The 26793-nt window shown below is 32.9% G+C and carries 27 protein-coding genes; 25 read left to right on the top strand and 2 right to left on the bottom strand.

Annotated features, from left to right (window positions below):
• Window positions 1–59 precede the first annotated feature (59 nt).
• The 3 genes from DXB83_RS07060 to DXB83_RS07050 all read left to right on the top strand — a co-directional run bounded on the left by DXB83_RS07060 (window position 60) and on the right by DXB83_RS07050 (window position 5674).
• Complete coding sequence (locus DXB83_RS07060) at window positions 60–263, top strand: plantaricin C family lantibiotic (RefSeq protein ID WP_055056069.1); 204 nt, start codon at window positions 60–62, stop codon at window positions 261–263.
• 100 nt (window positions 264–363) lie between these two features.
• Window positions 364–3501 (top strand): type 2 lanthipeptide synthetase LanM family protein, encoded by a 3138-nt coding sequence (locus DXB83_RS07055; RefSeq protein ID WP_117738813.1) that lies wholly within the window; start codon window positions 364–366, stop codon window positions 3499–3501.
• 70 nt (window positions 3502–3571) lie between these two features.
• Complete coding sequence (locus tag DXB83_RS07050) at window positions 3572–5674, top strand: peptidase domain-containing ABC transporter (RefSeq protein ID WP_117689880.1); 2103 nt, start codon at window positions 3572–3574, stop codon at window positions 5672–5674.
• 39 nt (window positions 5675–5713) lie between these two features.
• Here DXB83_RS07050 and DXB83_RS07045 read toward each other — a convergent pair whose 3' ends face one another.
• Window positions 5714–7108 carry a sensor histidine kinase gene (locus DXB83_RS07045; RefSeq protein WP_117689881.1) on the bottom strand — a complete coding sequence of 465 codons (1395 nt, stop codon included), beginning with the start codon at window positions 7106–7108 and terminating at the stop codon, window positions 5714–5716.
• Window positions 7108–7800 (bottom strand): response regulator transcription factor, encoded by a 693-nt coding sequence (locus tag DXB83_RS07040; RefSeq protein WP_055056065.1) that lies wholly within the window; start codon window positions 7798–7800, stop codon window positions 7108–7110. The genes DXB83_RS07045 and DXB83_RS07040 overlap by 1 nt, the downstream gene beginning before the upstream one ends.
• A 163-nt stretch (window positions 7801–7963) precedes the next feature.
• On the opposite strand from DXB83_RS07040, the gene DXB83_RS07035 reads away from it, so the two are divergent.
• The 22 genes from DXB83_RS07035 (at window position 7964) to DXB83_RS06930 (ending at window position 26664) form a co-directional block, all read left to right on the top strand.
• A complete protein-coding gene (locus DXB83_RS07035; protein WP_055056064.1) occupies window positions 7964–8887 on the top strand; it encodes an ABC transporter ATP-binding protein in 924 nt (307 codons plus the stop codon).
• The gene (locus DXB83_RS07030; RefSeq protein ID WP_117689883.1) at window positions 8880–9665 is read left to right on the top strand and encodes an ABC transporter permease; all 786 of its coding nucleotides are present in this window, start codon (window positions 8880–8882) and stop codon (window positions 9663–9665) included. Before DXB83_RS07035 ends, DXB83_RS07030 begins: the two co-directional genes overlap by 8 nt.
• A 2-nt stretch (window positions 9666–9667) precedes the next feature.
• Window positions 9668–10450, top strand: a complete 783-nt coding sequence (locus DXB83_RS07025) for an ABC transporter permease (RefSeq protein WP_117689884.1) — start codon at window positions 9668–9670, stop codon at window positions 10448–10450.
• 27 nt (window positions 10451–10477) lie between these two features.
• Window positions 10478–10903: a hypothetical protein gene (locus DXB83_RS07020; protein ID WP_117467776.1), complete on the top strand. Its 426-nt coding sequence runs from the start codon at window positions 10478–10480 to the stop codon at window positions 10901–10903.
• 233 nt (window positions 10904–11136) lie between these two features.
• Window positions 11137–11799: a DUF6973 domain-containing protein gene (locus DXB83_RS07015; RefSeq protein WP_117689885.1), complete on the top strand. Its 663-nt coding sequence runs from the start codon at window positions 11137–11139 to the stop codon at window positions 11797–11799.
• 135 nt (window positions 11800–11934) lie between these two features.
• A complete protein-coding gene (locus tag DXB83_RS07010) occupies window positions 11935–12309 on the top strand; it encodes a helix-turn-helix domain-containing protein (protein ID WP_055056059.1) in 375 nt (124 codons plus the stop codon).
• Window positions 12310–13038 carry a LytR/AlgR family response regulator transcription factor gene (locus DXB83_RS07005; RefSeq protein ID WP_026648513.1) on the top strand — a complete coding sequence of 243 codons (729 nt, stop codon included), beginning with the start codon at window positions 12310–12312 and terminating at the stop codon, window positions 13036–13038.
• A complete protein-coding gene (locus DXB83_RS07000) occupies window positions 13025–14335 on the top strand; it encodes a sensor histidine kinase (RefSeq protein WP_117689886.1) in 1311 nt (436 codons plus the stop codon). The genes DXB83_RS07005 and DXB83_RS07000 overlap by 14 nt, the downstream gene beginning before the upstream one ends.
• Before the next feature lie 98 nt (window positions 14336–14433).
• Window positions 14434–14847 (top strand): hypothetical protein, encoded by a 414-nt coding sequence (locus tag DXB83_RS06995; protein ID WP_026648511.1) that lies wholly within the window; start codon window positions 14434–14436, stop codon window positions 14845–14847.
• Window positions 14848–14988: 141 nt separating this feature from the next.
• Complete coding sequence (locus tag DXB83_RS06990) at window positions 14989–15138, top strand: cyclic lactone autoinducer peptide (protein ID WP_081019423.1); 150 nt, start codon at window positions 14989–14991, stop codon at window positions 15136–15138.
• A gap of 4 nt (window positions 15139–15142) precedes the next feature.
• A complete protein-coding gene (locus DXB83_RS06985; protein ID WP_117689887.1) occupies window positions 15143–15724 on the top strand; it encodes an accessory gene regulator ArgB-like protein in 582 nt (193 codons plus the stop codon).
• A 223-nt stretch (window positions 15725–15947) separates the two neighbouring features.
• Window positions 15948–16190: a hypothetical protein gene (locus DXB83_RS06980; protein ID WP_055056056.1), complete on the top strand. Its 243-nt coding sequence runs from the start codon at window positions 15948–15950 to the stop codon at window positions 16188–16190.
• A gap of 502 nt (window positions 16191–16692) precedes the next feature.
• On the top strand, window positions 16693–17388 hold the full coding sequence (gene vanR / locus DXB83_RS06975; protein ID WP_055056055.1) for a VanR-ABDEGLN family response regulator transcription factor: 696 nt from the start codon (window positions 16693–16695) through the stop codon (window positions 17386–17388).
• 11 nt (window positions 17389–17399) lie between these two features.
• A complete protein-coding gene (locus tag DXB83_RS06970; protein WP_055056054.1) occupies window positions 17400–17906 on the top strand; it encodes a VanZ family protein in 507 nt (168 codons plus the stop codon).
• 14 nt (window positions 17907–17920) lie between these two features.
• The gene (locus DXB83_RS06965) at window positions 17921–18985 is read left to right on the top strand and encodes a sensor histidine kinase (protein WP_117689888.1); all 1065 of its coding nucleotides are present in this window, start codon (window positions 17921–17923) and stop codon (window positions 18983–18985) included.
• A 131-nt stretch (window positions 18986–19116) separates the two neighbouring features.
• Window positions 19117–20004, top strand: a complete 888-nt coding sequence (locus DXB83_RS06960; protein ID WP_055056052.1) for an ABC transporter ATP-binding protein — start codon at window positions 19117–19119, stop codon at window positions 20002–20004.
• Between the two features lies 1 nt (window position 20005).
• Window positions 20006–21244 carry an ABC transporter permease subunit gene (locus tag DXB83_RS06955; RefSeq protein ID WP_055056051.1) on the top strand — a complete coding sequence of 413 codons (1239 nt, stop codon included), beginning with the start codon at window positions 20006–20008 and terminating at the stop codon, window positions 21242–21244.
• 143 nt (window positions 21245–21387) lie between these two features.
• Window positions 21388–22941: a radical SAM protein gene (locus DXB83_RS06950; protein ID WP_227159163.1), complete on the top strand. Its 1554-nt coding sequence runs from the start codon at window positions 21388–21390 to the stop codon at window positions 22939–22941.
• A gap of 63 nt (window positions 22942–23004) precedes the next feature.
• Window positions 23005–23205: an Apre_1838 family putative sactipeptide bacteriocin gene (locus tag DXB83_RS06945; protein WP_081019422.1), complete on the top strand. Its 201-nt coding sequence runs from the start codon at window positions 23005–23007 to the stop codon at window positions 23203–23205.
• A 64-nt stretch (window positions 23206–23269) separates the two neighbouring features.
• Window positions 23270–25045, top strand: coding sequence for an ABC transporter ATP-binding protein (locus DXB83_RS06940; protein WP_055056049.1), 1776 nt, complete (start codon window positions 23270–23272; stop codon window positions 25043–25045).
• A 493-nt stretch (window positions 25046–25538) separates the two neighbouring features.
• Window positions 25539–25868: a winged helix-turn-helix domain-containing protein gene (locus DXB83_RS06935; protein ID WP_055056048.1), complete on the top strand. Its 330-nt coding sequence runs from the start codon at window positions 25539–25541 to the stop codon at window positions 25866–25868.
• A gap of 187 nt (window positions 25869–26055) precedes the next feature.
• Window positions 26056–26664 carry a hypothetical protein gene (locus DXB83_RS06930; RefSeq protein ID WP_117689889.1) on the top strand — a complete coding sequence of 203 codons (609 nt, stop codon included), beginning with the start codon at window positions 26056–26058 and terminating at the stop codon, window positions 26662–26664.
• Window positions 26665–26793 lie beyond the last annotated feature (129 nt).

The raw sequence follows: 26793 nt of genomic DNA, 5'->3' as shown, positions 1-26793 counted from the left end.
TAAAGACCTTGGAGAGGGTCTCTAAAAACTACTACTATATAATACGAGGAGAAATAATTATGAGTGAAATGAGAAATCCTATTACAAGAGAAGAAAACTTTAGCAATCCAGCTGGTAACGTTATGATGGAGCTGCAGGAAGCAGATTTAAACAAATTTGTAGCAGGAGCTGGTGAAACCAGAAATTCCGGCGGAGTTTTATGTACAAGTACAGCAGAATGCTATTTTGGTACTTTGCTGAAACCTTGCTGCCCTAAGAAATAAACACAGGTGTTGATAAAGAGGGTAAGCGTTAATTGAAGTTTGTGCAGTACAGATACGAATTGTGAGTTGAAATGGAAAGCAGAATGGGGTGTTTAAGAACATGAATACTGAGAGAGCATCATATTTTACAGAAAGAAGTTATACAACATCAGAAGCAGAAAATAAAAAAGATATATTTGAATATTGGAAAAAGATTTTAGGAGAAGATACATTAAGAGTTGCTGAGAAATGTTATGGTATTGATTTAGTAAAAGTTTTAAATTCTGAAAATTATGTATGTGAAAACAATCACGTGATGTCAGAAATGGAAAAGGTAAAAATAGAATTATTTGAAAAACCAATCAATTATAACTATTCCGGATTCAAAGGAGAAAAATTGGCATTTGATAATTTTTTTATACCTTTAATCAATTACGGAATAGACATATTAAAAAATGGAACAAGTCTTTTTTTGACGGATTCTATTATAGATACATACGCAAATACCTTATTAGAGAGATTAGGGAAGATCAGTCTTGGAATATTAATGTTTGAAATGTATCTTTGTAAGAAGACGGGAAAACTGAATGGAAGAAATTCAGAGGAAGAATACGATTATTATAATAATAATTTTTTAAGTAAGAAATCGTATAAACAGGAGCTTTTCAATATATATCCATGTTTACTACGTTCAGTTACAGAAACCGTAGAAAACTTATCTTCTTATTATGTACTTTTATTAGAAAGACTTAATAAAGATAAAAATGAAATTGCGAATAAATTTTGTGGAGGTTTAGAATTTAAAAATGTAGTTGAAATAAGTTCTAATATCTCGGATTCTCATAAAAAAGGGAATGGGGTAAGTATTCTTAAGTTGGATAATGGCACTAAAATTGTGTATAAACCACGTTCATTAAAAATTGAAAAAGTGTATTTCGATTTTCTGGGAAAGATAAATGCTGGTTGTAAATATGAGATGTATGAACCAAAAATATTAGATTGTCAGGAGTATGGTTGGGAGGAATTTGTATATTATAAAAGTTGTAAAACAGAGGATGAAATCAGACGGTATTTTTATAGATTTGGAATATTGATTTTCGGTAGTTATATTCTTAATACAAATGATTTACATGAAGAAAATGTGATTGCCGCAGGAGAATATCCAATTATTATAGATGCAGAAACTATACTAGATAACCGTAGAAGAGGGAGAACAAATTCTGCAAAGGAGGAAATAAATTATATCCTTCATGAGTCAGTATTATACTCAGGTTTATTGCCACACTATAGGTTTTCAAATTTGGGCCAAGGCGTAGATATGAGTGCAATTAAAGGTAGTGAGGGAAAGGAATATCCTATAGTTATTCCTAAAATAGCGGATTTATGTACTTCAAATATGAGATTTGTATATGAACATCCTACAACTGGAGTAAATCAAAATCTTGTTAAATTAGATGGAGAAAATGTATCAGCATTTCATTATCTAAAAGAAATAAATGCAGGATTTGAAGATGCGTATAAATATGTTTTGGAGAACAAAGAAAAGTTTCTTGAATATGCCGATATGTTTGGTAATTTAAATATTCGCCATTTAGTTCAGGATACCCAAAGATATTCTATGTTATTACACACATCTTTTCATCCGGATTTTATGCAAGATGGAAGAGATAGACAAATGTTTTTGTGTAGTTTATTTAAACAGTATGAAGCTACACAAGGAGATAAAGGTGTTGTGAAATGTGAGATAAAAGACATGTTAAACATGGACATTCCATATTTTTATCTCAATACATCAGGTAAATCTCTTTTCGGATCAGAAGGTGAGAAAATCGAAGACTATTTTGAATATACCAGTTTGGAACACTTAAAGAAAAAGATAGTATTGTTAGATGAAGATGATTTAAAAAGGCAATTAATGTTCATGAATATTATTCTGACAGAGATAAACGAATTTCAGGTTGAGGATAAAAAGATAGAGCTTCAACAAATGAAAATGATTCCGCACAGAGAAAAAAATAAGGCTCATCTGTTAAAAGCTGTTCAGAAATTGGCTGATTCTCTTATAAAAACTGCTGTTTTTAATAAAGATAGAACAGAAGTTAATTGGATTGGTGTTACTCTAATAGGAAATGAAGATGACTGCTCATGGGATATAAGACCACTTGGTACCTATTTATATGAAGGAATGTCTGGGCTAGCAATTTTCTTTAACGCATTGTATACTGTTGATCCCCAAAAGGAGTACCTTATTATATGCAATGCGATTGAAAAGGAATTATTTACATACACAGATGAGATGTGTGAACGAAATGAGGGAATAGAAAATGAAAGCAGTGGCGCCTTTGGTGGAGAAGCGTCTATAATGTACACTTATGAGGTACTGTATAAAATTACAAATAAAGAAAAATATTTGGATTATGCAAAAAAGCACTATAAAATATTAAAGAAAGCGATTACCAGAGATAACAGTTTTGATCTTGTCTATGGTAATGCAGGCGCAGTTATTACATTGATCAATATGTATCAGCTAACCGGAAATAAAGAGTATATCGCTTCGGCAGAAATAGCAGGAGATATAATAGTAAATGCTCAGGAAAAGGAAGGCTCTATTAAAGGCGGATGGAATGGAGATGGAAGAACTTCGCCGTTAGCGGGATTTTCACATGGAGCATCTGGAATAGTTTTAGCACTGGCAAAACTATGGCAGGTGACTCAGAAAGAGGAGTATTTATTATCACTGCTCGATGGCATTAAATTTGAAAATTCTTTATTTGTGAAAGAAAAAGGAAATTGGAAAGACGAAAGGGTATATGCAGGAGAAAAAGCATCTGATGGAGGAAGTTTTACCGTTGCTTGGTGTCATGGCGCTGCAGGCATATTGCTTAGCCGATCTAAAGTAAATGTCATATTGAATGGGCGGTATTCGGATTTGATAGAAAATGATATAAAAGTAGCAGTGAATACAATATTAAAAGAGGGAATTTTAGGAAACAATTGTCTATGTCATGGTAATTTAGGTAATACAGAAATTTTATTTGAATATTTAAAAGACCATTCAGATAAAAAGATAGAAAAATATTATGTAGATATTCGTGATATTATTGCTGAGAATGTATGTAATGGTGTATTTGATTGCGATAATGCGTATCTATATGGATATAAATTGCAAGGATTTATGACAGGACTATGTGGCATGGGATATTCTTTGCTGCGAGATATAAAAAAAGATTTACCTTGTGTAATTGCTCTGGAAGTCTAAAATGATAGTATTGGAAATAATAGAATTTATTATTTCCAATACTAATTTATTATACTAGGGAGGTGTATTTATGCACAAAAAAAGTGTGCCATTGATTCGCCAGATGGGGACAACAGACTGTGGTATAGCAGCATTGACAATGATCTTCCAATATTATAAATATAAGATAGATATTAGTGAATTAAAAGCTACAACAAGTATTGGAAGAAATGGTATGTCTTTAGCAAAAATGAAAGAAATTACGGAAGAACATAATTTTTCATTCAAGGCGTATGGAAACTACGAAACCGAAGAAAATTTGATAAAATGTTTACCGATTATCATGTGTTCAAAAGAAAATCATTATGTTGTAGTTGCGGAGAAAAAATATGGGAAATATATACTTTTAGATCCTTTAAAAGGAAAAGAAAAGGTTGATTATTCATCTATTAAAAAGAATTTTTTAGATGTACTTGTATGTGTTCGACCAACAGAAAAGAATTATAAACGTGAGAAACGTGAGTCTTTTCTTATACCTATAAATAAAAGCAAATTATTTCTGGCAAGTATTCTAACGTTGGTTACACAGGGAATTATATTGATTCCACCGCTCATTATAAAAAAAATAGTCAATGAAATAACGTATGATACATTAGGCTTCAATTTTGTAAAATATGCGTTACTGATATTATCAGTGGCATTAAGTTATTTACTTGCAAATTTAGCTAAAAAAAGGGTAATACTTATTTTACAGAATAATATATACAAAGATACTATATTTTTAATGCTGAATAAAATATTTGATATTGATTTAAGTTATTTTGAAAGCCATTCATCAGGAGATATTGAAAATCGCTTTAATAGTGTCAGTGATATATACGAATTTATATCAACAGCTCTAATTTCAACAGTGATAGATGTGGTTACTGCTGTTTTTTGCGGAATAATGATGATAACACAGTCAATACCATTGTTTGCAGTTATAATAGTAATGACTGTTATACAGATAACAATAGTAATGATTTTAAATCAAAAAGCTAGAATAAAGGTTAAAAATTATATTGCAGATCAGAGTGCATTACAGGCACGAATGGTAGAAACTTTGACTAATATCCAGCAAATAAGGTGCATGAGAATAGAGAATATGCTGAGTGATAGTCTGAAACAGGATTATAAGCATTTAATTAAGAGATTACGTGAGCGTGTACAAATAAGTGATATTATGGAGTCGGTGGTGGGGGCTTTTTCAATAGCTTCTTCATTGATACTTTACGTTATAGGAGGATACTTGGTTTGTGATAATAGGTTGGAATTAGGAACGTTAATAGCCTTTGTCACACTTGCCGGATATTTTACAGGTCCATTTCAAACTCTATCTTTGGTGGTACCTCAAATTAATGTTTTAAAGGAAACAATGATTCGTTTAAAAGAGTTAATGAATTATAAATCTAACCGTAAAAATGGTACTCAGCATATTAATTCATTTGAGTCTATGGAAATGCAGCAAGTAACATTTTCTTACTATGGAAGCACGAAGCCAGATGTAGAGAATGTTAGTATGATGCTAAAAAAGGGGGAGAAGATAGCATTTGTAGGAAGTTCAGGAAGTGGAAAGACTACAATTACAAAATTATTATTGAACGTCTTTTCTCATTATCAAGGACAAATTTTAGTAAACGGGGAAGATATAAAACAAATATGCAAAGAGGATATAGATCGGATATTTGCCATAGTTACTCAGGTTCCAATGGCAATGAATGGAACAATTAGAGAAAACGTGGATATTACAAATACGTTGACAGATGAGGAAATATATCATTATTTAGATTTAGTAGAACTGAAAGATGATATAGAAAAATTCCCATTGGGACTTAATACATTTGTGGGAGAAAATGGACAGAACATTTCAGGAGGACAAAAACAGCGTATTGCTATAGCAAGAGCATTGGCACTGAAACCGGAAGTTATTATTTTTGATGAAGCCACAAGCAACTTAGATCCTCTTACAGAACGAAGAATATGTAATAATTTGAAACAACTACATATTACCCAGATTGTAGTTACACATAGACTGAATGCCATACAAGATGCTGATACAATATACGTAGTTGAAAAAGGAAAAATAATTGAATCCGGAACACATGTGGAACTACTTCAGTTAAAGGGCGCATATTATGATAGTGTAAATAATTAAGAACAGGTGAAAGTCAGATAATGGCTTTCACCTGTTCTTTTAAGAGATCTTTTCTTCATACGGATCAATATGTTCAATAGGTATCTCTAATATGACCTTTAAGCCATGAGGAAGTATATTTTCATATTTGATATTTCCGTTATGGGCGGTTAATATTTGGTAAACCAATTTTAGACCAAATCCATGAACAGACTCCCCATTTGAATTGTACATATTATTAGGAAAAATACCACTATTCATTTTTTCTATTTGTGTAGAAGTCATACCGCCACCATTATCAATGACGGAAATAATACAGGTATCATTTTCTTTTAAAATTTCAACTGTTATTTCACAACCATGAGGATTATGATTAATACAATTTTGAATTAGATTGCTTAGCATTCTTGAAAAAAGTTCCGTATCTCCTTTGATCAATACTGGAATCGTATCAGATGATGAATGAAAGTCAAAAGAATATTTGTTGTCTATTGGTCCATTCATAAAGCCAATGATTACTTGGCGGGCAATTTCCACAGGAGAAAAACTGGTTTTTATTAAAGGCTGCATAGAGTATTCTAGTCTTGAAGTTAAATTTAAATCTGCGATTAGGCTACGGAGTTTTTCGCTTTGTTTACGAATTATACTTGCTTGTAGTTGTACAGGTTGCGAAGCATCTTCATTTTTTTCGATTTCAGAAGCATATCCCAAAATAATAGAAAGAGGTGTCCGGACATCATGCGAAACACCATTAATCCATTCGGCACGCGCCTGTTCTTTTTGTAGAAGATGTTTTCCAGCCTTATTTAGTTCAGCATTTATACTTGAAAGTTCACCTGTTTCTGAAAGGGTAATGGGTTTTCCCTGAGCAATAGAGTCAATACCGTCAATGATTGGCACTATAGATTTTTCTATTTTATGTGTATTACGCCAGAATAATATAAATATCAGTAATATATTAAAACAAATCATTAAAAAGATACCGACTATTAGGCTGTGAATATAATTAATATCTATTGAAAAATTGTATTTTGTTATACTATTAGGTTCGCACCCGATAACCAATAAGCCGGCAGAATGTTCTTGGATAAAAACAGGATATTCTTGTAAGTACCACCGACTAAACTTGGCTATTTGTAAATTTGAATAGGTTCTTGGCAATTCTTCGGGTAAAAATTTTTCCCAAATGACATTTCCTTGTTCGTTTAAAATCATCGCCCAGGCACTTTTATTTTTTAGAATATTTTCTATATAATCAGTAGAAGAAATTGTTCCATCTACATTGAGCGTGATATTTTTGCTAATGGTTTGGACGGGTATATCTGGATCAGTAGAATTATTCCATGCCATGAGTAAAGTCCCACATATTAAAATAATATTTAGTACAAAAAATAAAATCAATATAATAAGGGTGGAAAGAAGATATTTTTTAAAAAAACGCTTGGCAAGCTTCATTATTTTACTCCTTTCACTAGCAATTTATATCCTAGCCCCTTAACTGTTAGCAGTGAAACAGGAGAAGAAGGATTTTTTTCGATTTTTTCTCGAAGATGCCGAATGTGTGTCATGAGGGTAGTTTCATACCCTTGCCACATTTCACCACAAGCAGTTTGGCAAAGAGTTCCTATTGTTACAATGTGATTGGCATTATCTACAAGTTTTAATAATATATTGTATTCTTTAGCAGTCAAAGGAATAATTTTATTTTCACGATGTATTTCTGCCTTATCAATATCTATAAAAGAATTTTCTAATTCTATAATTCGTTTCTCTGTAGGATAACTTCTTTTTAAAATAGCTTGAACACGTAACAATAGTTCTTTAGGCAAAAATGGTTTGATTAAATAATCATCTGCTCCCAATTCAAAACCAGAAAAACGATCTTCGGCTGCATCTTTGGCGGTCAGCATAAGAACCGGAAGTTTACTGAGGGCTCTGATTTCTTGCAATACCTCAAATCCGTCCATACCAGGTAACATAACATCAAGAATAACCATGTCAGGTAGAGTTTCTCTTATTATTTGTAAAGCCATTTCTCCAGATGTTGCGGTCATTATTTTTGTATAGCCTGCTCTTTCAAATATTGTTTTAATAAGGGTGAGTAGTTCTTGTTCATCATCAACGATAAGTATAAATTTATCATACATATATTTTTATCTCCTAAAATTTTATAGTTTAAATTATTATACATCTTGTGGAAAAAGAAGTATAGAGAAAGAGGAAAATCTCAAGGTTACCTCAAGGTTACTTCAAGGAAATCTCAATGTAGTTGGTATATAATTACAGTATAAAAAAAGGAGGTATAAAAAAATGAGTGAATATATTATTCAAACCAATAATTTAACAAAACAGTATGGAGAGCAAAAGAGTGTTTCTGCAATGAACTTGCATGTGAAAAAAGGAAGAATTTATGGACTGTTGGGACGTAATGGAGCAGGAAAAACGACTACAATGAAAATGCTGTTAGGATTAACAAAACCGACATCGGGAAACATAAAAATATTTGGGAAAAGTATGGAAACCAATAGTAAAGATATTTTACCGCATATAGGTAGTTTAATAGAATCACCAGGATTTTATCCTAATTTGACTGGGACTGAAAATCTTCGTATTTTTGCGGAGCTTAGAGGATTAAATAAAAGTAAGTGTGTAAGAGATGCTTTGGAAGTTGTCGGTTTGCCCTATCGTGATAAAAAGTTATTTGCGGAATATTCACTTGGGATGAAACAACGACTGGCCATTGCATTGGCAGTTATGCACAATCCCAATTTGCTGATATTAGATGAGCCTATTAATGGTTTGGATCCTATAGGTATTGCAGAGGTACGTTCGTTTATTAGAGAGTTATGTGATGTTCAGGGAAAAACTATTTTGATTTCTAGTCACATATTATCAGAGATAGAATTACTGGCAGATGATATAGGGATTATTGATAAGGGAATTTTACTTGAAGAAGAAAGTATGAAAGAATTGGCGAAAAAAAATAGTCGCTATGTCAATTTTATGGTATCGGATAGCCAGCGCGCAGCGGAAATTTTAAGAAAAGAATTTGAATGTGATGATTTTCAAATATGTGATAAAAATAGACTTCAATTATATAATACAACAATCCCTAGATCAGAAATTACTTATGTTTTTGTAAAGCAAGGATTGGAAATTACAGAAGTTCATTTATGCGAAGAAACATTGGAAGATTATTTTAAAAGGGTGACCGGAGGTGAAGGAATTGCTTAAATTAGTTAAGGTTGAATTTCAAAAACTGAAAAGAAAAAAGTTTATTCTTTTAGTAACTTTAGCTGCATTTATGTTTCCGCTTCCATTGGCTTATTTAATGACAACACCAGCTATGATGGAGCAATATATTGATAAAGCGGACGCATTTGACGGACTATTTAATATGGTATTGGGGTATGGAATCCAATTTTTATTACCCTGTATTATCGGAGTAGTAGCTGCTATGTTGTTTTTTATTGAACGTGATAATGATACATTTAAAAATATTAAAACAATCCCACTATCCAGTACGCAAGTAGTTACAGCAAAAATTATAGTGCTATTTATTATAGGCGTTGTATTTTGCATAGCATCAACGGTAGCAACAGTTCTGGTTGGTATGTTTACGTTAGATGTATACGGTTTAGGATACAAAATATTTCTGGCGGTTGAAACAGGAATATTTATTACCGCAGGAACATTACCATTGATTGTTATAGTGGTATTTTTTAGTCGTACTTATGTTTTCTCTGTTTTATTATGTATTTTTTATAGCGTTTTAAATATGAGTGCAACAGCACTTTTCGATGCATTACCAAAGACAATATTATGGTTACTTCCTACGCCGCTTACAACATTTTGGAGTGCTGGAGATATGAAAAGACATGGAATTAATATGAACCTTGTACAAATGAATGGATTAATTCCTTCAACTTTTCAAGTAATATTAATTCTTGGGATTATGGCAGGAATTTCAATACTATTAATTGACTGTTTGTACAAGAAAAGGGGGGAATAAAATTGAGGACTATTGTAAAAACAGAATTATTGAAATTAAAACGTTATCATATTATATGGGCGGGGATAGCTCTTATGCTACTCTCTGTTCTATTGACACTTTTTACTTCTATGGCTAATGATGGATCTGTATGGGATTTTCGATACTTAATAGAGCAGGTAATCAAAAATAATATGTCAATGATTTTCCCAATGTGCATAGCTTTGATTGCTGGATATATTATATCGCGGGAAGAAAAAGACGATGTTTTGAAGAATATTATTACCATTCCAATTTCATTTAAAAAGTTGTTGGTAGGAAAACTTATTGTATGTGCAATGTTATCAATATTATTTGGGCTTATTTGTACGATATTTACGTTAATTGCAGAGTGTATAGTTGGTTTTCCTGGATTTACAGTAAATTTGGTAATCCAAGGGCTAGTACAAATAACATTGGAAAATTTACTTTTGTATCTAGCGGTATTACCAATTATTGTTATAACAAGCAGACTATCAGGCGGCTTTATGATAGGTGTCATTGTTGCTTTTGTGTATGGATATGGAGGTATGTTTGCAGCAGGAAATATGACATTGGCTAATATATATCCTATTACTGCAAGTCTGGGATTAATTGGGTATAGAAGTTATGATACATCCGTACAATGGAGTTTTCCATTGTGTTTATGTAGCTTGATAATTATTGTCGCTATTTCTGTAATTTTAGTCGCAACAATGAAAGAAAAGGAGAACAAAAAAACTCGTACAAAAACAAAAAAAGTCAAACCAAAGAAAGGGTGGTTATAAGTGAAAAAAAGTTGTTTCTTTATTCTAATGTTTTGCTTGTTATTGTCTGGGTGTTCAAAAGAGGAGGTGTTGGAAAAATATAATGCAGTAGTCGAAAAGGTGGGAGAAGTACAATTAACCAATGATATAAACCTGCAAGGGAAAAGAGATTATGGGGAAGATTATTATACGGGGACATATCAAGCAGAGTACAAAAAATTTTCTGATACAGAATATCTTTTTGGAGGAACAACAATAGAAAGAGCGGCAGGGAAGCAGGTTGAATTGTTTTGTAACCTAGAAATAACAAAAGGAGAAGCTGAAATATTCATTATTTCTGGTAGCAATGAACCTAAAACTTTAATAAAAACAACAGGTACTTATGAAAATACAATAACATTACCAGATGGCAGTAATTATATCGGGATTGTAGGTAATGATTTTTCAGGAACAGTAAAAATAGAAGTGAAATAAAGATAGAAAATGCTAAAAATGGGTAAATTTGGAAGATACAGGTTTGGTTGCATTTTACTGTGGTAAAAAGTATATGAAGAGTGGAATGGCGGTTGTTTAATACTGCCATTCTTTTTTTTGAAAATGCCTCTATGGGAATTATTACACAGGGAATCGAAAAAATTACATGTAGATGGGATAGTACATTAAATATGGTAAAATATAATCATAATATGAGATCGGAGGTATATTCTATGAAGAAACTATTTAAAGTATTCAGCCTAATGCTGGTGGTGATAATGGCTTTTCCATTCTCTGTTATGGCAAGCGAAAATGACCAGCAAAGAAGTGATTTGATTGGTGCAGAAGAAAGGGATTTTGAAAAATTGATTGCAGAAATCCAGAACATTAAGGCTACTCACCCAGATTATTCAGAAGAAATGCTCATGTCTTTTTTGGAAGCCAATCATCAAGATGTGGAAAGGGGGATTATAGATATTTGGAATGCGCTTACAGATTCAGAAAAGAAACTATGTATTCGTTATCCTTTTGATGCCCTAAAGGTAAATAAAGCAAAAAATATTGCTACTTCGCAGACAGAGGCAAAATTTGGGACAAATGGTTTAGGAAATAGAAGTGATGCTTTTCGTCATGGAATTTGGAATGCTGAAATGACTGTTTTAATAGGAAAAGAAAGAGCAGAGTTATTTGCAACTGCTCATGAAGACAAAGATGTTACAGGAACAGAATCAGACGGATATCCAAAAACAGCACATAGAGATATGGACTTACATAACAATGAAGTGGGAAGAGAAATAGGAGAAAAAAATAAAGAAGCTTCTGAAAGTGAAATGGCGGATATTATTTATCAGGAAATATATTCCGCAACAACATCATTTATATGGCTACATGAATAAGATTTGAGCAGTGCGATTGCACTGCTCGTCTTCGTATTTTGCATATTTTGCGTAATTGATTACTTCTATTATTTGTATCGCTATGAATGAAATAGGGTAGCATGATAGTACAACATGATTAAGAGGTAGGCAATTATGGAAAGTCGTATTAAACAATTACGTGAGAAAAGAGGGTTAATACAGGAAATCCTTGCAGTAGAATTAGGGATAACACAGCAAATGTTGAGTAAGTACGAAAGAGATGTTACGTTAATAAAAGTAGATATTCTGAAAAAGATTGCTGCTTACTTCAATGTAACAACAGATTATTTGCTGGGAGTTTCAGATGTAAAAAGAGATTTGAATGGGCAGATGAAAATGAACGAAGTACTAGACGAATATTACGATTTAGTGGAAGTGTATAAAGAGTTAGATCCATGTGATCAGGAGATGATTTGGTCAATTATACAAATAGTAAAAAAAACGAGTGAGAAGAAAAAATCAGCAAACATGCAGAAGAGAGTGGAGTGAATGTTAAATATAGCAATTTGTGATGATGATATTCAAATAACTGGAAAAATCGAAAGACTTCTCCAGGATATAGCTAAAAGAAATTTTGTTGATACTGAAATAGAAGTATTCTGGAATGGAAAGAGTTTAGCAGATGCTATCGCAGCAGGTGAGAGGTATGATGTTATTTATCTGGATATAGAAATGGATAAAGAAGATGGTATTTCGGCAGCTAGAAGAATTAGAACATACGATAAAAATGTGCGAATTATTTATGTTACGAGCCATGAAAGTTATATGAGGGAATCCTTTGAGGTAAGACCGTTTCAGTTTCTTGTAAAACCTGTAACAGATAAAATAATGGAAAAGTGCTTTAAGTCGGTATATGAAGACATTAATAGTGAAGATTTTTATTTTCGCTATAGTTATCAACGTATGAATCATAAAGTACCAATCAAGGATATTTTATATTTTGAAAGCAACAAACGAAAAATATTTATTGTAACGGAACAAGAAATCCTTGAACTGTACGGAAAACTTAATGAGATTGAAGAAACCCTTAAAACATGTAAAATTTCTTTTTTGCGAGTTCATCAGTCTTTTCTGGTGAATTATAAACATATATCCGGACAATCTTATGATTCTGTAGTAATGGATAATGGACAAAAAATTTCAATCAGTGAAGACCGGAGAAAGATAATTAGTGAACAATATTGTTCTATGGAGGATACGTTTTATGTGGACGAATAGGGTATTAATGTGTGGGATAGATATATTGCTTTGCCTTTGGGCAGTATATTTATTCTTTTTTTATTTCGATATATTTTTTGCTCGTAAGAGAAAAAGGTATTTGTCGGTGATCGGTATAACGCTGTTCGTGATTTGGCAATTTGGAATAACAACGATTATTAGTTTTCCTGCCTACATCAATATTGCTGTGACGATTATGTTTACGTTTTTGGCAGTTATGATGACTTATGAAGGTAGATGGTGGAACAAAGGTGTATTTGTAATTACCTTTAATGCGATTTGGATGTTGATGGAAACCCTGTGCAACTATATTTTGCTAACATACTGCCCTCAATATGCTGCAGTTCGCCAAGTAGGCTCTTTCGTTTCAAAAATATTTTTTAATGCAGTAATTCTTGCATTAAAGAAAGTGTTCACAGATGATGATATTAAGGAATTGCCGGTCAGATACAGTATTTTACTTGTGTTGATCCCAACAGGAAGCATTTATATCATGAACAATATATTTATGCTTGGATTTGCAAATAATAATGGACGTACTCGTATAAACTCTACATTTACTGTACTTATTTTACTTGGTATGAACATATTGATATTTTATGTCTATATGAAGTTGGCTGATGATTTGCGGTTAAGGAGAATGGCAGCAGTATATGAACAGCAACTGGAATTATGCGAACGTCATCAGCAAGAAAGAGAACTTTCAATGTTGCAGTTGCGGGATATAAAACACAATATGAAGAATAATCTTATTTCCATTCTTGCTTATGCAGAAAATAAAGAATATGAAAAAATGACAGGTTTTATTGAAGAAATTATGGGAGAGGGCGGTATGGTGATTGCCTCAATATCGAATAGTGGGAATATTGTGATTGATTCACTTATTGGATATTGGTATGTAACTGCCCAAAACAAAAGAATAATTTTTAAAACGGATATTTGTATTCCGATGATAATGCCTTTTAAAGGAGCTGATCTGAGTCTGATATTGGGAAATTTACTGGAAAATGCAGTGGAAGCAGCAGAGAAGGTTGAAGAAAATAGATATATAAATGTCAAAATGAAATTTGATAAAAATAATCTATTATTGTTCGTAGACAATAGTTATAAAGGGAAGCTGTTAAAAACAAGAGATAACCGCTTGAAATCTACAAAGTCAGATGCAGAAAATCATGGAGTAGGTTTAGCCTCTGTGTATCGGGCAGTAGCAAAATATCATGGATCAGTGGTAATAGAGGATTCAGAACCAGGAAAATTTAAAATTCGGATAGTCTTATATAGTAATGTGCAGGAATAATTACATGAACACTCGAAATAATTACATAAAAAATAATGAGAAAGGAAAGAATGGTAAAATGGAAAGATAAATTTGGTATGCGGTATGGGGACTGATATATGGATAGCGTGAAAATATTGCTGTTTAGTGATGATGAGAAACTGTATAACAGTACTGAAAGGATTATTGGGAAAAAACACCAATTAAAATGGTGTACTTATCAACAGTTGGAAAACAATAGATATCCAACGGCAGATGTTGTGATTTTCCATTTTACTAAAGAGATAATAGAGAGGGAAAGGGCATTTGCGGCTATTATAAAAATAAAAGGGAGTTTGGGGCATTTAACGCCTATTCTTGCTATTAGCGAAGGGGGATCAATACAGGATATTTTTTCTATACTGAAAGCAGGAGCTTACGATTATATAGAAACAATAGATAACACACGAAAATATAAGAAAAAGATAGAGAACCTGATTTTATGGAATTGGTATATAAAAAAACATACATCAGCAAAAAAGAGGCAATGTTGAGAAAGAACCGGAGAAACATTGCTTCTTTTTTGCTGCCTTTTTGGGAAAAATTACATCAATACTCGGTTTTTTTACAAGAGAACCGAATGGGAGATTTTTTGTAGTAATGTATTGGTAAACAAATGAAAGGAGATTTTAATTATGAAATCTAAAAATTTAAAAAATCAGCCAGCAAAAGTATTAGCAAATTTATCTCTGAAACTTGGTAAAATGTCAGCGGACAGTGCTTGCTGTTATATTTATCATCAGCCAAAGATGCCAGAAGCATTGAAAAAAATGAAGAAACTTTAATTTCATGGGAAGATTATCGGAAAAAATAACAAGATACGTTATTGATGCCGGTGCAGTTTCAGAGGAATTGTATGCAGTATATCAATATGGATTTCAGATTGGATTAGAGATGTTAATTTGCCTATTCGTCTGTATGAGTATAGCGATATACTTGCATACAATCCCAGAATTCCTTGTGTCTACAGGTGTTTTTATGTTTTTAAGAACCTATGCTGGTGGTGTACATCTGAATAGCTTTAAGGCTTGTTTTATATGCTCTGTTACTGTTCAAGTTATGATTTTGCAAATTAATAACAAATATCCATTAGAGCTGTTTGTGGCTTGGGGGATTATTTTGGTCAGTTCCATTTGTATATGGAAACTTTCTCCTGTAGAAAACATTAACCATGAGTTGAAAAAAGAAGAAAAGGAACATTGCCGAAAAGTAACAGGTAAAATACTAGGAGCTATTTTCATTGCTGCTGGCTGTTGTACAGCTTTAGGTATGAAAAAATATTTATCCTTGATTGCGTTGACAGCGTTGACCGTTTTTATATCACAATGTATCGGCATCATAAAGTATAAAGTTGAAAAAGAGAAAAATTAGCGGGAATGATAAAATATTATTGTTTCCGCGTTTTTTATTTAAAATGGTAAAACTGTACAGAAATATAGAAAAGACTGTTGTGGGAGGAAAAGATGCAGAATATTTTTTCGGAATACAAAGATACCATAATTGTTGTTGACCTCATGAATCATCAAACAACTGATTTACTTGCCTGTCTCTGAATTAACCTGTATACTGCCATCAGCATACAAAAGGAAAGCGTGTGAAGAAACAGTTAGTCATCCGTCAACGCATCGATATGCACTGTACAGGATGTAAGCAAGAGATATTTACAACCAAGGCATTGGATGAGATCCATAAGGCATCTGCAGGAATCCCACGGATGATCAACCGTGTCTGTGAAAAAGCTTTGATGTATGCGTTTCAAAATCAGAAACGATTGATCGATGATTATATGATCAAGTTCGTTGTGGAACACGAGATGCTTAGGATGGTAACTTCATAAAGCAGGTACCGCCTGGAAACAGGCGGTATTGCCTAACTGACTGGTGACAGAAAGTTAACCAAACGAGCGTCAACTGATGTGAGCAATCTTGTGACATCTCATGAAATCACTAACACATAATATTGAGAAAAGAAAGGGAAAACTTTAGCTTGCTTTTATACCTTTTAGCTTAAAAATCAATTTTAGAAGGATGCCGCGGCTGACAGTCAGCATAAAATTGCTTTGAAAGATAATGGACATGGGATAACAAGATAGAGAAAAAATTATAGAGGAAATTAAGATAGATGTTGACTTGTACAAAAAACATCTGGTAAGTAATAGAGCTTTATATAACGATATCAAGAATTCTTAATAGGATTATAATTAAATAGCACGAAAAGGCAGAAGTGTTTGTATATATAAAAGTTCTTATGAAAATCTTAATAGTTTTTAATGAAAATCATAATGAATAAATAAAGGAAATTTGTTATAATTCAAATTATGGAAAGAGGGTGATGATGGTATGTGCGAAAAAATATTAGTTATAGATGATGAGAAGGATATAGCAAATTTACTGGAAGTTTATTTGCAAAATGAAAATTACATTGTTTATAAATATTACTGTGCTAAAGATGCAATACCTTGTATTGAAAAGGGCGATATAGATCTTGCTATTCTTGATATTATGCTCCCGGATATAAATGGTTTTTCCTTATGTCAGCGTATTCGTGAAAAATATACTTACCCCATTATTATGCTAACTGCCAAAATTGAGGAAACAGATAAAATTACTGGACTTACATTAGGTGCCGATGATTATGTGACAAAGCCATTTCGTCCTTTGGAAGTGGTTGCCAGAGTAAAAGCCCAGCTACGACGCTACAAAAAATATTCATCCGTTACAAGTGAAGAAGGAATAAAGCCAGAACTTTCATACAATAAATTACGATTGAACGTGCAGACACATGAATGTCTATTGGATGGTGAGAATGTGTCGCTGACTCCGACCGAGTTTTCAATTCTTAATGTTTTGTTGGAAAATGCCGGGACGGTTGTAAGCATTGAATATTTATTTCATGCAGTATGGAAAGAGGAATATTATTCAAAAAATAGCAGCACTATCACAGTGCATATCCGACATTTGCGTGAAAAATTAAAAGATACTTCTGATACCCCGAAATATATCAAAACAATTTGGGGAGTAGGTTATAAAATCTGAAAGGAGAACCCATGAAAAGAAAGCGAAAATTTGGGGTGTCAGTTCTTTTTTTGATTTATCTGGCACTTTTGGTTTGGATAATATTATTTAAGCTGCAATTCAATATCAATGATTTAGACACTGTAAGAAAGATAAATATTATTCCATTTTATTACGATAAAGAGATTGGAGTAGATTTTCACATAAAAGAAGTTCTTGAAAATTTATTGATTTTTGTCCCAATGGGCATATATCTGCAAATGCTTTTGTTTAAGAGCAAATCCTATTTGAAATTATTGATAATTGCTGGAATAAGTCTATTGCTGGAAATTACACAGTATATACTTGCTATTGGTAGTTCTGATATTACCGACCTGATTACTAACACAGCAGGCGGTCTTTTGGGTATTGCTTTATATTCTATTGTGGCTCGATTGCTAAAAAGTCGAGAAAAAGCAGATAAATTATTTTTGGTTATTGCTGTAATTGTGAGCACCTTCATAATCGGTCTGTTGGCACTTCTTTTATTTTTAAATTGATTGGAGGCGTGCTTATGAAAAAAAAGCAACTTACTACGGAAAAGCGGCTTGGAGTACAATTATATTTAGTACTATTTTTATATACTGTAACTGGTATAGGACTGGAAATTTTGGCACAATTCATTTTTCCGAAATTCGATAGCAAAATTTTATCATGGCTATACTGGCGTATAGATATGATTTTTATTTTCTATCTAATCATTGGTTTTGTATGTATATTTAATTACTTCTGGAAAAAACCATGGGGATATTTGGATGAAGTTATTTCCGCAACACAGACAGTTTATGAGCAGAATGATCATCCTGTAGCATTGTCTGATCCCCTTAAAGAATTAGAGGAACAACTTAACCAGATTAAACGGTCTGTGTTGTTAAGCAAACAGGTAGCAAAAGAAGCTGAGGATAGGAAAAATGAAATTGTTATGTATCTGGCCCACGATATACGCACTCCCCTAACAACAGTGATTGGATATTTAAGTTTACTCCACGAAGCACCGGATATGCCTGAAAAACAGAAAGAAAAATATGTTCAAATTGCATTAAGTAAGGCTGAACGACTTGAAAAGCTTATCAATGAATTGTTTGAAATTACAAAATATAATGCACACACTGTCTCGTTAAAGAAAGAAAAGGTAGACTTACAGTGTTTGTTGGCACAGGTAGTTGATGAAATATATCCCTCTTTATCTGCAAAAGGCAATTCGGCTGCTTTTACGGTTGATGATGATTTAGTTGTATATGCTGATCCGGAAAAGCTGGCAAGGGTTTTTAGTAATCTTTTGAAAAATGCAGCGGCATACAGCTATCCTAATACAGAGATTATTATAACTGCAAAGCGTTGTGGTAATAGCGTTCAAATAAACTTTGAAAATCATGGACGGACTATTGAACCTGAACAAATTTCTGGCATATTTGAAAAATTCAATCGCTTGGATGAAGCCCGCCTTTCTGATACAGGCGGTGCAGGATTAGGACTGTCGATTGCAGAGGAAATTATACGATTACATGGTGGAACCATTACTGCGTTTAGCGAAAATGAGATGGTGTCTTTTGTGATTATGCTTCCCATTTCTGATTAGGCATTTAGAAGTAAAATCTTAGGAATTTCTTAGGAGATTTTGTTCCATATCTTTGAGATTAAACTGTTTTTGTTCGGTACAATAGTTACTGAACAAGGACAGTTTTTTGTTTAAGAGAAAGGAGTACACCTATGGAATTAAAGATTGAACACATCAGCAAACAGTTCAAAGATAAAACTGCAGTCGATGATGTCAGCCTTACATTAACAACTGGCGTATGGGGATTATTGGGGGCAAATGGGGCTGGAAAAACCACTCTCATGCGAATACTTGCAGACATTATGACACCTAGTAGTGGTCGTATATCTTTGGATGGGAAAGACATTCATAAAATGGGAGCAGATTATCGCAATATCTTTGGCTTTTTGCCACAAGATTTTGGCTATTCCCGCGATTTTACGGTCAAAGACTATCTGGAATATGTTGCTGCACTAAAGGATGTGCCGCTCAGAGAAACCACAAAGAAAATCAACTATCTGTTGGATATTCTTACCCTTTCTGATGTGAAGCGAAAAAAAATTGCACAACTATCTGGTGGTATGAAACGTCGTGTAGGAATTGCACAGGCCATGCTGAATGACCCTAAAATTCTTGTTATGGATGAGCCAACAGCAGGACTTGACCCTGGAGAAAGAGTACGGTTTAGAAACTTCATTTCGGAATTTTCCCATGACCGTATTGTGTTGATTTCTACGCATATTGTTTCTGATATTGAATATATTGCAACTCGTAATGCGATTATGAAAGCTGGAAAGATTATTGATGTGGGAACAACAAGCGATTTGGTAAAACAGATTGAGGGGAAAGTATGGAGCTGTGCGATTCCTGCTCATAAGATGATGGACTATGAAATGCGTCTGAGGATTATCAATCAGCGAGGCGAGGACAATAATCAAATATCTATTCGTTATCTTGCAGAGCACTCCGAAGTAGAGGGTTCCATTCTTGCGGAGCCGCGTTTGGAAGATTTGTATTTATGGTTGTTTCCACAAGAAGATGTCGAAAGGGAGGAAAAATAATATGCGTTTATTTTGTTTAGAAGTAAAGCGTGTCCTGAAATCACGACGCACACTTATCTTAATTGCTGTGGCTCTGGTTATGTCTGTTGTTATGGCATATCTGCCGATTGCTTTTGAGTCCATAAATCGTCCAAACCCAGATGGAACAAAAACAGAACTTGATGGTATGGAGGCAATCGAATTTAAGCGTGATTTATATTCTGCTATAAATGGCGAAGTTACTCCAGAAAAAGTGAGTGAGGCTTTGAGAATTTATCAAAGTTTGATAAACGAATATGGTCCTATGGAAAGTGACACATTTCCGCTTTCTGTCAGTATTAAACAGATTGTACCTATTCGTCCATTGCTTAAAGCGTTGCCAGAACTATATGCTGATCCGTTAACTGGAATAGGACCTGATCTTATGGATATTGATCCAGAAGATGTTGCACAAAATTATTATCAGAAATGTGAAACTCATCTGGCAGATGTTATGAGGAATGAGCAACGCAATCATCCGGCCGCACAACAACAAGCCTTAGAACAATATAAAAAAGTCGATATGCCATTTCAACTTTATGCAGGATATTCCAAAGACGCGTTTGACTATGTTGAGCTTTATATTATGATTTTGGCAATTTTATGTGTTTCCATTATCACGCCTATTTTTTCTGGTGAATATCAATCAGGCGCGGATAGTATTTTGCGTTGTGCAAAGCATGGTCGTACCAGATTAGCTATTACAAAGATATTGGCTTCCAGTATGATTGTGATGGTTGTGTATACTATGTGTATTACACTGCACTTAGCAATTTCAGATATCACATTTGGAACAAATTGTTTACAATCTTCTGTTCAAATGTTGTTTTCTATTATTAACTTGCCAAACTGGGACTTAGCACAGATGCAGATTGTTATTTCGTTAGTAGGGTTGATATCTGTTTTAGCTTGTGTTTACTGTACTTTTTTTTTATCAGCAAAATGCAAAGATACATTGACGGTATTGTTGATTGCTATTGGCATAGTCCTTATTCCGACTTTTGCTTACACAGCATTAGGGGTAAATTGGATTTCAGCTATTTTTCCATCTGCGGGACTTGGTATGCAAAATAATTTTCTGTATCAACTTATCAATTTTAATTACCTACATATTGGGGGAATGAGTTTTTGGACACCGTATACTATATTAATTTCCGCATTGATTGAGATTCCTGTTTTCTTATTTCTTACAGTTCGAACTTATTGTAGGCACCAGATGTAAATATAAGGAAAAAGGGCTATATTCATAAAGTATAGAGGATTTATTACATCAAGTATCGAAATTGTTACATCAAAATATATTTTGGGGGATTTATTGATATAATCGGTTCATAATAAAAAATCCAAATGAAAGGAGTGTTTAGAGTGAAAGAGCAGAAAAAAATATCTTTAGAATCGCTGGTATCTGAAATCGAAAAAAATGGAAGAATTGGGCGCTTGGGTAAAGTTTTTAAGACAGAAAAAAATTATTATTTTTATGATACAGGAACTGGAAAAGTTGCCAAATTAAATTCGAACGTTTACATTGTACTGAAAAGTTTATTGGAGGGAATGCCAGTCGAAGATATTAAAAATCTTCAATTAAGTAAAAGTGAGTTTGAGGATGCAATTTCAGAAATTAAGTCGGCAATGGAAAATGAACATATTTTACAAGCTCCACCATTAAAAACGCTGACAGGTGATGCAGTAACAGAGTTAGATGATATTCTTGAAAATAAGGTTGAGAATGTTACTCTTGAAGTTACTGAAAAATGTAATTTACGTTGCAAATATTGTATTTATCATCCTTCTCATCCAGAATACAGGGCGTTCGGACATGAAAACATGAAATGGGATGTTGCAAAAAAAGCTATTGATTTTTTAAAAGAGCATTCCCAAAATGCAGAAAATAGGCACATTGGATTTTATGGTGGAGAACCTTTACTAAATTTTGAACTTATTGAAAGAGCAGTTGAATATGCTAAAAAATTATTTGGCGAGGATATGTCCTTTGCAATCACTACAAATGCAACATTGGTAAATGATAAGATCGCAGAGTATTTTGCCAAAAATAATTTCAATATTATTATTAGCTTGGATGGTCCTCAGGAAATGCACGATGCAAATCGGCTTATGGTTAATGGGACAGGTAGCTTTGAAAAAACAGTTATGGGAGCAAAAAAACTATTTGAAGCATTCCATAAGGAAGGAAAGAGTTCTAAGATTGGATTTAATATGGTTGTATCGGGACCAGGTTATCTTGAACAGTATACAAAAATTCAGGAGTTTATCGAAAAAAGTGAATGGATTCCCAAAGACGTTATGATTTTGACTGCAACGGTAGATCATGGACCGTCAGAGAGTGATTACTTTTTACCGCAAGGAAAAGAAGATAGATGGTTTATGGAAGAGTTTTATGAACCTTTAATGAAATGGGAAGAAGTGTATAAATCAAATCCAGATAATACAGAAAAAACTTTGTTTACGGATGGTTATATGGATAAGGGAATGATGATTATACACAAACGCTTGTTGACAGAAACACCTATTCAACAGTATGGAATGAATGGATGCTGCGTGCCGGGACAAAGAAGGATTTATGTCACTACAAAAGGTGAATTTTTACATTGTGAAAAAGTAGGAAATATACCTTGTTTAGGCAATGTGAATGAGGGATTTGATAAAGAAAAAATTAAGAAACTTTATGTTGAAGACTTTATAGAAGAAGCAAAAGAGTATTGTAAAGAATGTTGGGCAGTTAATTTATGTACATTATGTTATGTTAATTGCTACGATGCTAATGGATTACATCTTTCATATCGACATAATTCATGTCGAAACGAAAGAAAGTATTTGGAAGACAATTTAAGACGATATCATGCATTAATGGAGGCAAATCCAAGCGAATTGGAACAATATAATGAAATGGAAATTCATTAACAAAGGTAAATACGTTTATATTTACATAGATGTATTTAAATTACAAAGAAAGGAGGAATCGTTATGAAGTTTGTAAATCCAATTGGAAGAACACCTGGATCAGGAGTGCAGCCGAGAGCATGCATGTGTACTGATGGATATGCAGGTTACAGAGGCAATGATGATGGTTGTGTTCATTGTGGCTGTGGCTGTGGTGGCGAAGGAGAGTATCGTACAGGTAACAGAGTAAATGCTGTTGCTACATTCCGTTCTAGTACTCTCTAAGAGGTAGTAAAAACGAAGGCGTAGTACTATATGTGCTACGCCTTCACTATATAGGAGAAAAATCATGCTAAAAAAAATAAAAAGGAATATTTTTTTGATTTATTATACGATAAGATTAATTTGTAAAATATGTAAAGCAAAATTTATTCTGGCATTTATTTTGTCTATAATAAATGGAATTCTTCCTGTTTCGTCCTTATTGGTAATGCAACAGTTGTTAAATGAAATACAAAACAAGACACAATCATATCAATATGTGGTGTATCTTTTGATTTTATATTTCGGGCTAATTATCTCGGAATCGCTTTTACAGAATTTAGCAAGCTATAATTTAAACAATTTAAACAATCATTTAGTTTATGGAATAAATTACATTCTTATGAAAAAATGTGGGGATTTATCATTGGAAATGTTAGAGAGAACAGAAACATATGATATGATAAATCGTTTAGAACAAGAAATTGGAAATAAACCATATCAGACCATGCAAGGGGTATTAGGCTTAGCATCTAATTTAGTTTCGTTATTTTCAGCCGCAATGATACTACTTTCATGGAATCCAATTCTTGTGATTATAATGATTGCTGTGTCAATATTAATGTTTATAGGACAAATTTATGTTGGTAATAAAGAATTTCTAATGAGATATGAGCGCAGTGGAAAAGAAAGAAAAGCGTGGTATTATACATATTTACTTACACATGATACAGCATTTAAAGAGGTAAAAGCATATGGATTAAAAAAATATTTGCTGGATAAATATTGTAGCTTAGTCAAAACTTTCATAAAACAAGCCAATGAAATTGAAAAAACCAGAGCTGTTTTAAATATGATTATTTCGTTTATACAAGATATAGTTTGTATAATTATAATGATTATTGCAATATATTTGGCTTACGTAGGGAAAAAAATGATAGGAACCACTATGTCATATTTAAATGCTGTGTCCATGATGCAAAATGCTACAAATAGCATTGCCTCTAATGTTTATTCTATTTATAACGCAAATTTATATATACAATTACTAAAAGATTTTTTAGAAATAAAAGAAGGGGAGAATGCGTTAGGTGGTACAAAAGTAGATAATATAAAGACAATTGAACTAAGAAACGTATCTTTCGATTATCCTCAATGTAAAATGGCACTATCTACCATTAATTTAAAAATTAAATCAAACGAACAGATTGCAATTGTAGGAAAAAATGGATCTGGGAAAAGCACTTTATTTAAAATTTTATGTGGGTTATATAAACCTACTAGTGGGAAGCTATTTGTTAATAATCTTGATTTGGAGAATATTGATGTAAAGAGTTACAGGAATTGTATATCTGTTCTTTTTCAAGATTTTTTAAAGTATGAAGGTACATTGGAAGAGAACGTTTATATAGGAGATATTAGTACAGAAGTCGATGAAAATAAAATTAAAAATTCATTGTGCAAAGCAAACGTTGATTTTTTAAAAACCGAAAGAGGATACGAACTAAAAAGAGGATTAGGAAATTGGTTTGATGAAGGAGGTCAATTATCAGGTGGTCAATGGCAGAAAATAGCGTTAGCAAGAACCTATTATAAAAATGCAGATTTATATTTGTTGGATGAGCCTAGTTCCGCATTAGATGTAACAGCAGAAACCAAAATTTTTAAGAGTTTTTTTGAGGTGAGTAAAAATAAGATAGCAATATATATAACCCATAGAGTAAAAATTGCACAGGATGCTAATAAAATAATTGTATTAGATGGGGGTAAAATAGTAGGTATAGGAACACATGCAGAGTTATTGAAAAATTGTAGTGTATATCAAGATTTATATAATCAAGAGAACCTAAAAAATAAAGGGTAATGCATGATGCCTACTCTCCTTTTGGAAATAGAGAGAAATGCTGCTGTTCTAACATTTCCCAACAATTATTTATAGGATGAATATTCGGTGGATATGCACAACTTTAAAATTAGGCGCTTGCATAAAACGGAACATATCTAATCTGAAAAGTAAGAAGCATATTCATATTATTGTGAACTTCTGTGAAAATTAACGCTCGATTGAAACAACTGAGTGTTTTCAATGTTTCCATCGGATTTAAAGTAAAATTCTGAGAGTTAATTAACTCTACGAGGAATTTATAAAATTCACTGTAAACGGCTGAAATAAACTATTTTTAGAAAATGAGAGTTAATTTTTCAGGAAGTTCACAATTATAGAAAAGATGGCAGAGATAGAAATTATGTAAAAAGTAAAAATAACTAAAAAAGTGCCGGATGTTGGATATTTCGTTCGGTATTTCTTTCTGGAATGGGAACAGTTAGAAATTTATAAATCAAGAGGAGGCATACAGATGAAGTATGTTTTTCCAGAATATAAAGAGAATGTAGTTTTGGGCGATGGAAAACTGCAGTTAAATCCAATGTCCTATCAGGTTATTTACGAAGGAAAGGAAATAGATTTAACGCCCAGGGAATTTGAAGTTCTGTATCTTTTAGCCCAAAGGCCAAATTGGGTTATTCCAAAGAAGAATATCTATTGTTCGGTCTGGGAGAGTAATTATTATGATGATCAGATTCCGTACAAAACAGTGGAACACGTAGTATGGAAGATACGAAAAAAGATGGGGCATGATATTATAGAAACATTGATCAATGTAGGGTATAGACTAAAAAAGATGTAAAGGCAGGATAGTGTGAGTAAAAGTTTTTATATTCTGATTGAATTTTTGGGAGATACGCCATATAATATTGGCAACTATAAGAAAGCGCGTACATACGTCATTTGACTAAATATCACGTTGTAACTAGAAATTGAGATAAACTCTTACAGAGCTTTTGTGGACTATCCAAAGAAAAAGGAGGCTGACTATGAACGTATATGAAGAAATAGATCAGGAAACAATGATGTTGCTTTTAGATTCCTTGTGTAAACGGACAGTGGAGGGAAAACAGATATGGGAAAATATGGAGTATAATCCTATTTCCTTTTTACAGAAAGATATTTATGAAAAAGAAGGTACCTGTATATCACAAATGTTTGAAGCAACGACAGTGTTCAATAACATTGAATATAAATTAGAGCTTTCAGAGTCAATCGAACTTCCGTCTGGCAAGGGAGATATTTTTGGAACAATTTCTTATGAAACAGAAGACGGAAAAGAGAATACGTATGATTTCTCTTTGTCTTTTGATGTAGAGAAATATGATGATGCGAATGCGGAAGAATTGCAGGGGATTTTTGGGAGCTCAATCATTGTACAGTTTACAGATGCAATAGTGGGAATATTTGAAAATTCAGATGCGGTAGCTGAGGGATTTGCTTATGCAAGATACTATCATCAAACAGGAATTGATTCGGAATGGGAAACCAATCCTCTTGTGAAACTTGGTGAGAAACTGATGCAAGAGCACGCAATGCTGGATTTTCATAAAATAGTATTGGATACAGCTTCTAGGGAGCGTTTATTGAAACGGTAAGTAACGGGTTATAATAAGATACAACCAATCAATTTTTTGTGGAAACTATTGATATTTCTTAGGGTATCGCATATAATATAATTAAGCCAAAAGGTTTCGTGTAGCGGCACGTAAAAGCTGTACTGTGCC

Origin of the sequence: Blautia sp. OM06-15AC, from assembly GCF_003481425.1 — a bacterium.
Lineage (GTDB): Bacteria > Bacillota > Clostridia > Lachnospirales > Lachnospiraceae > Fusicatenibacter > Fusicatenibacter saccharivorans.
This window is presented reverse-complemented; position numbering and strand designations above follow the sequence as displayed.

Bases quoted from the DNA above. Each gene is read 5' to 3' on its own strand.
- DXB83_RS07060 (WP_055056069.1), top strand. From the start codon at position 60: ATGAGTGAAATGAGAAATCCTATTACAAGAGAAGAAAACTTTAGCAAT.
- DXB83_RS07055 (WP_117738813.1), top strand. From the start codon at position 364: ATGAATACTGAGAGAGCATCATATTTTACAGAAAGAAGTTATACAACA.
- DXB83_RS07050 (WP_117689880.1), top strand. From the start codon at position 3,572: ATGCACAAAAAAAGTGTGCCATTGATTCGCCAGATGGGGACAACAGAC.
- DXB83_RS07045 (WP_117689881.1), bottom strand. From the start codon at position 7,108: ATGAAGCTTGCCAAGCGTTTTTTTAAAAAATATCTTCTTTCCACCCTT.
- DXB83_RS07040 (WP_055056065.1), bottom strand. From the start codon at position 7,800: ATGTATGATAAATTTATACTTATCGTTGATGATGAACAAGAACTACTC.
- DXB83_RS07035 (WP_055056064.1), top strand. From the start codon at position 7,964: ATGAGTGAATATATTATTCAAACCAATAATTTAACAAAACAGTATGGA.
- DXB83_RS07020 (WP_117467776.1), top strand. From the start codon at position 10,478: ATGTTTTGCTTGTTATTGTCTGGGTGTTCAAAAGAGGAGGTGTTGGAA.
- DXB83_RS07015 (WP_117689885.1), top strand. From the start codon at position 11,137: ATGAAGAAACTATTTAAAGTATTCAGCCTAATGCTGGTGGTGATAATG.
- DXB83_RS07010 (WP_055056059.1), top strand. From the start codon at position 11,935: ATGGAAAGTCGTATTAAACAATTACGTGAGAAAAGAGGGTTAATACAG.
- DXB83_RS07005 (WP_026648513.1), top strand. From the start codon at position 12,310: ATGTTAAATATAGCAATTTGTGATGATGATATTCAAATAACTGGAAAA.
- DXB83_RS07000 (WP_117689886.1), top strand. From the start codon at position 13,025: ATGTGGACGAATAGGGTATTAATGTGTGGGATAGATATATTGCTTTGC.
- DXB83_RS06995 (WP_026648511.1), top strand. From the start codon at position 14,434: ATGGATAGCGTGAAAATATTGCTGTTTAGTGATGATGAGAAACTGTAT.
- DXB83_RS06990 (WP_081019423.1), top strand. From the start codon at position 14,989: ATGAAATCTAAAAATTTAAAAAATCAGCCAGCAAAAGTATTAGCAAAT.
- DXB83_RS06985 (WP_117689887.1), top strand. From the start codon at position 15,143: ATGGGAAGATTATCGGAAAAAATAACAAGATACGTTATTGATGCCGGT.
- vanR (WP_055056055.1), top strand. From the start codon at position 16,693: ATGTGCGAAAAAATATTAGTTATAGATGATGAGAAGGATATAGCAAAT.
- DXB83_RS06970 (WP_055056054.1), top strand. From the start codon at position 17,400: ATGAAAAGAAAGCGAAAATTTGGGGTGTCAGTTCTTTTTTTGATTTAT.
- DXB83_RS06965 (WP_117689888.1), top strand. From the start codon at position 17,921: ATGAAAAAAAAGCAACTTACTACGGAAAAGCGGCTTGGAGTACAATTA.
- DXB83_RS06960 (WP_055056052.1), top strand. From the start codon at position 19,117: ATGGAATTAAAGATTGAACACATCAGCAAACAGTTCAAAGATAAAACT.
- DXB83_RS06955 (WP_055056051.1), top strand. From the start codon at position 20,006: ATGCGTTTATTTTGTTTAGAAGTAAAGCGTGTCCTGAAATCACGACGC.
- DXB83_RS06945 (WP_081019422.1), top strand. From the start codon at position 23,005: ATGAAGTTTGTAAATCCAATTGGAAGAACACCTGGATCAGGAGTGCAG.
- DXB83_RS06940 (WP_055056049.1), top strand. From the start codon at position 23,270: ATGCTAAAAAAAATAAAAAGGAATATTTTTTTGATTTATTATACGATA.
- DXB83_RS06935 (WP_055056048.1), top strand. From the start codon at position 25,539: ATGAAGTATGTTTTTCCAGAATATAAAGAGAATGTAGTTTTGGGCGAT.
- DXB83_RS06930 (WP_117689889.1), top strand. From the start codon at position 26,056: ATGAACGTATATGAAGAAATAGATCAGGAAACAATGATGTTGCTTTTA.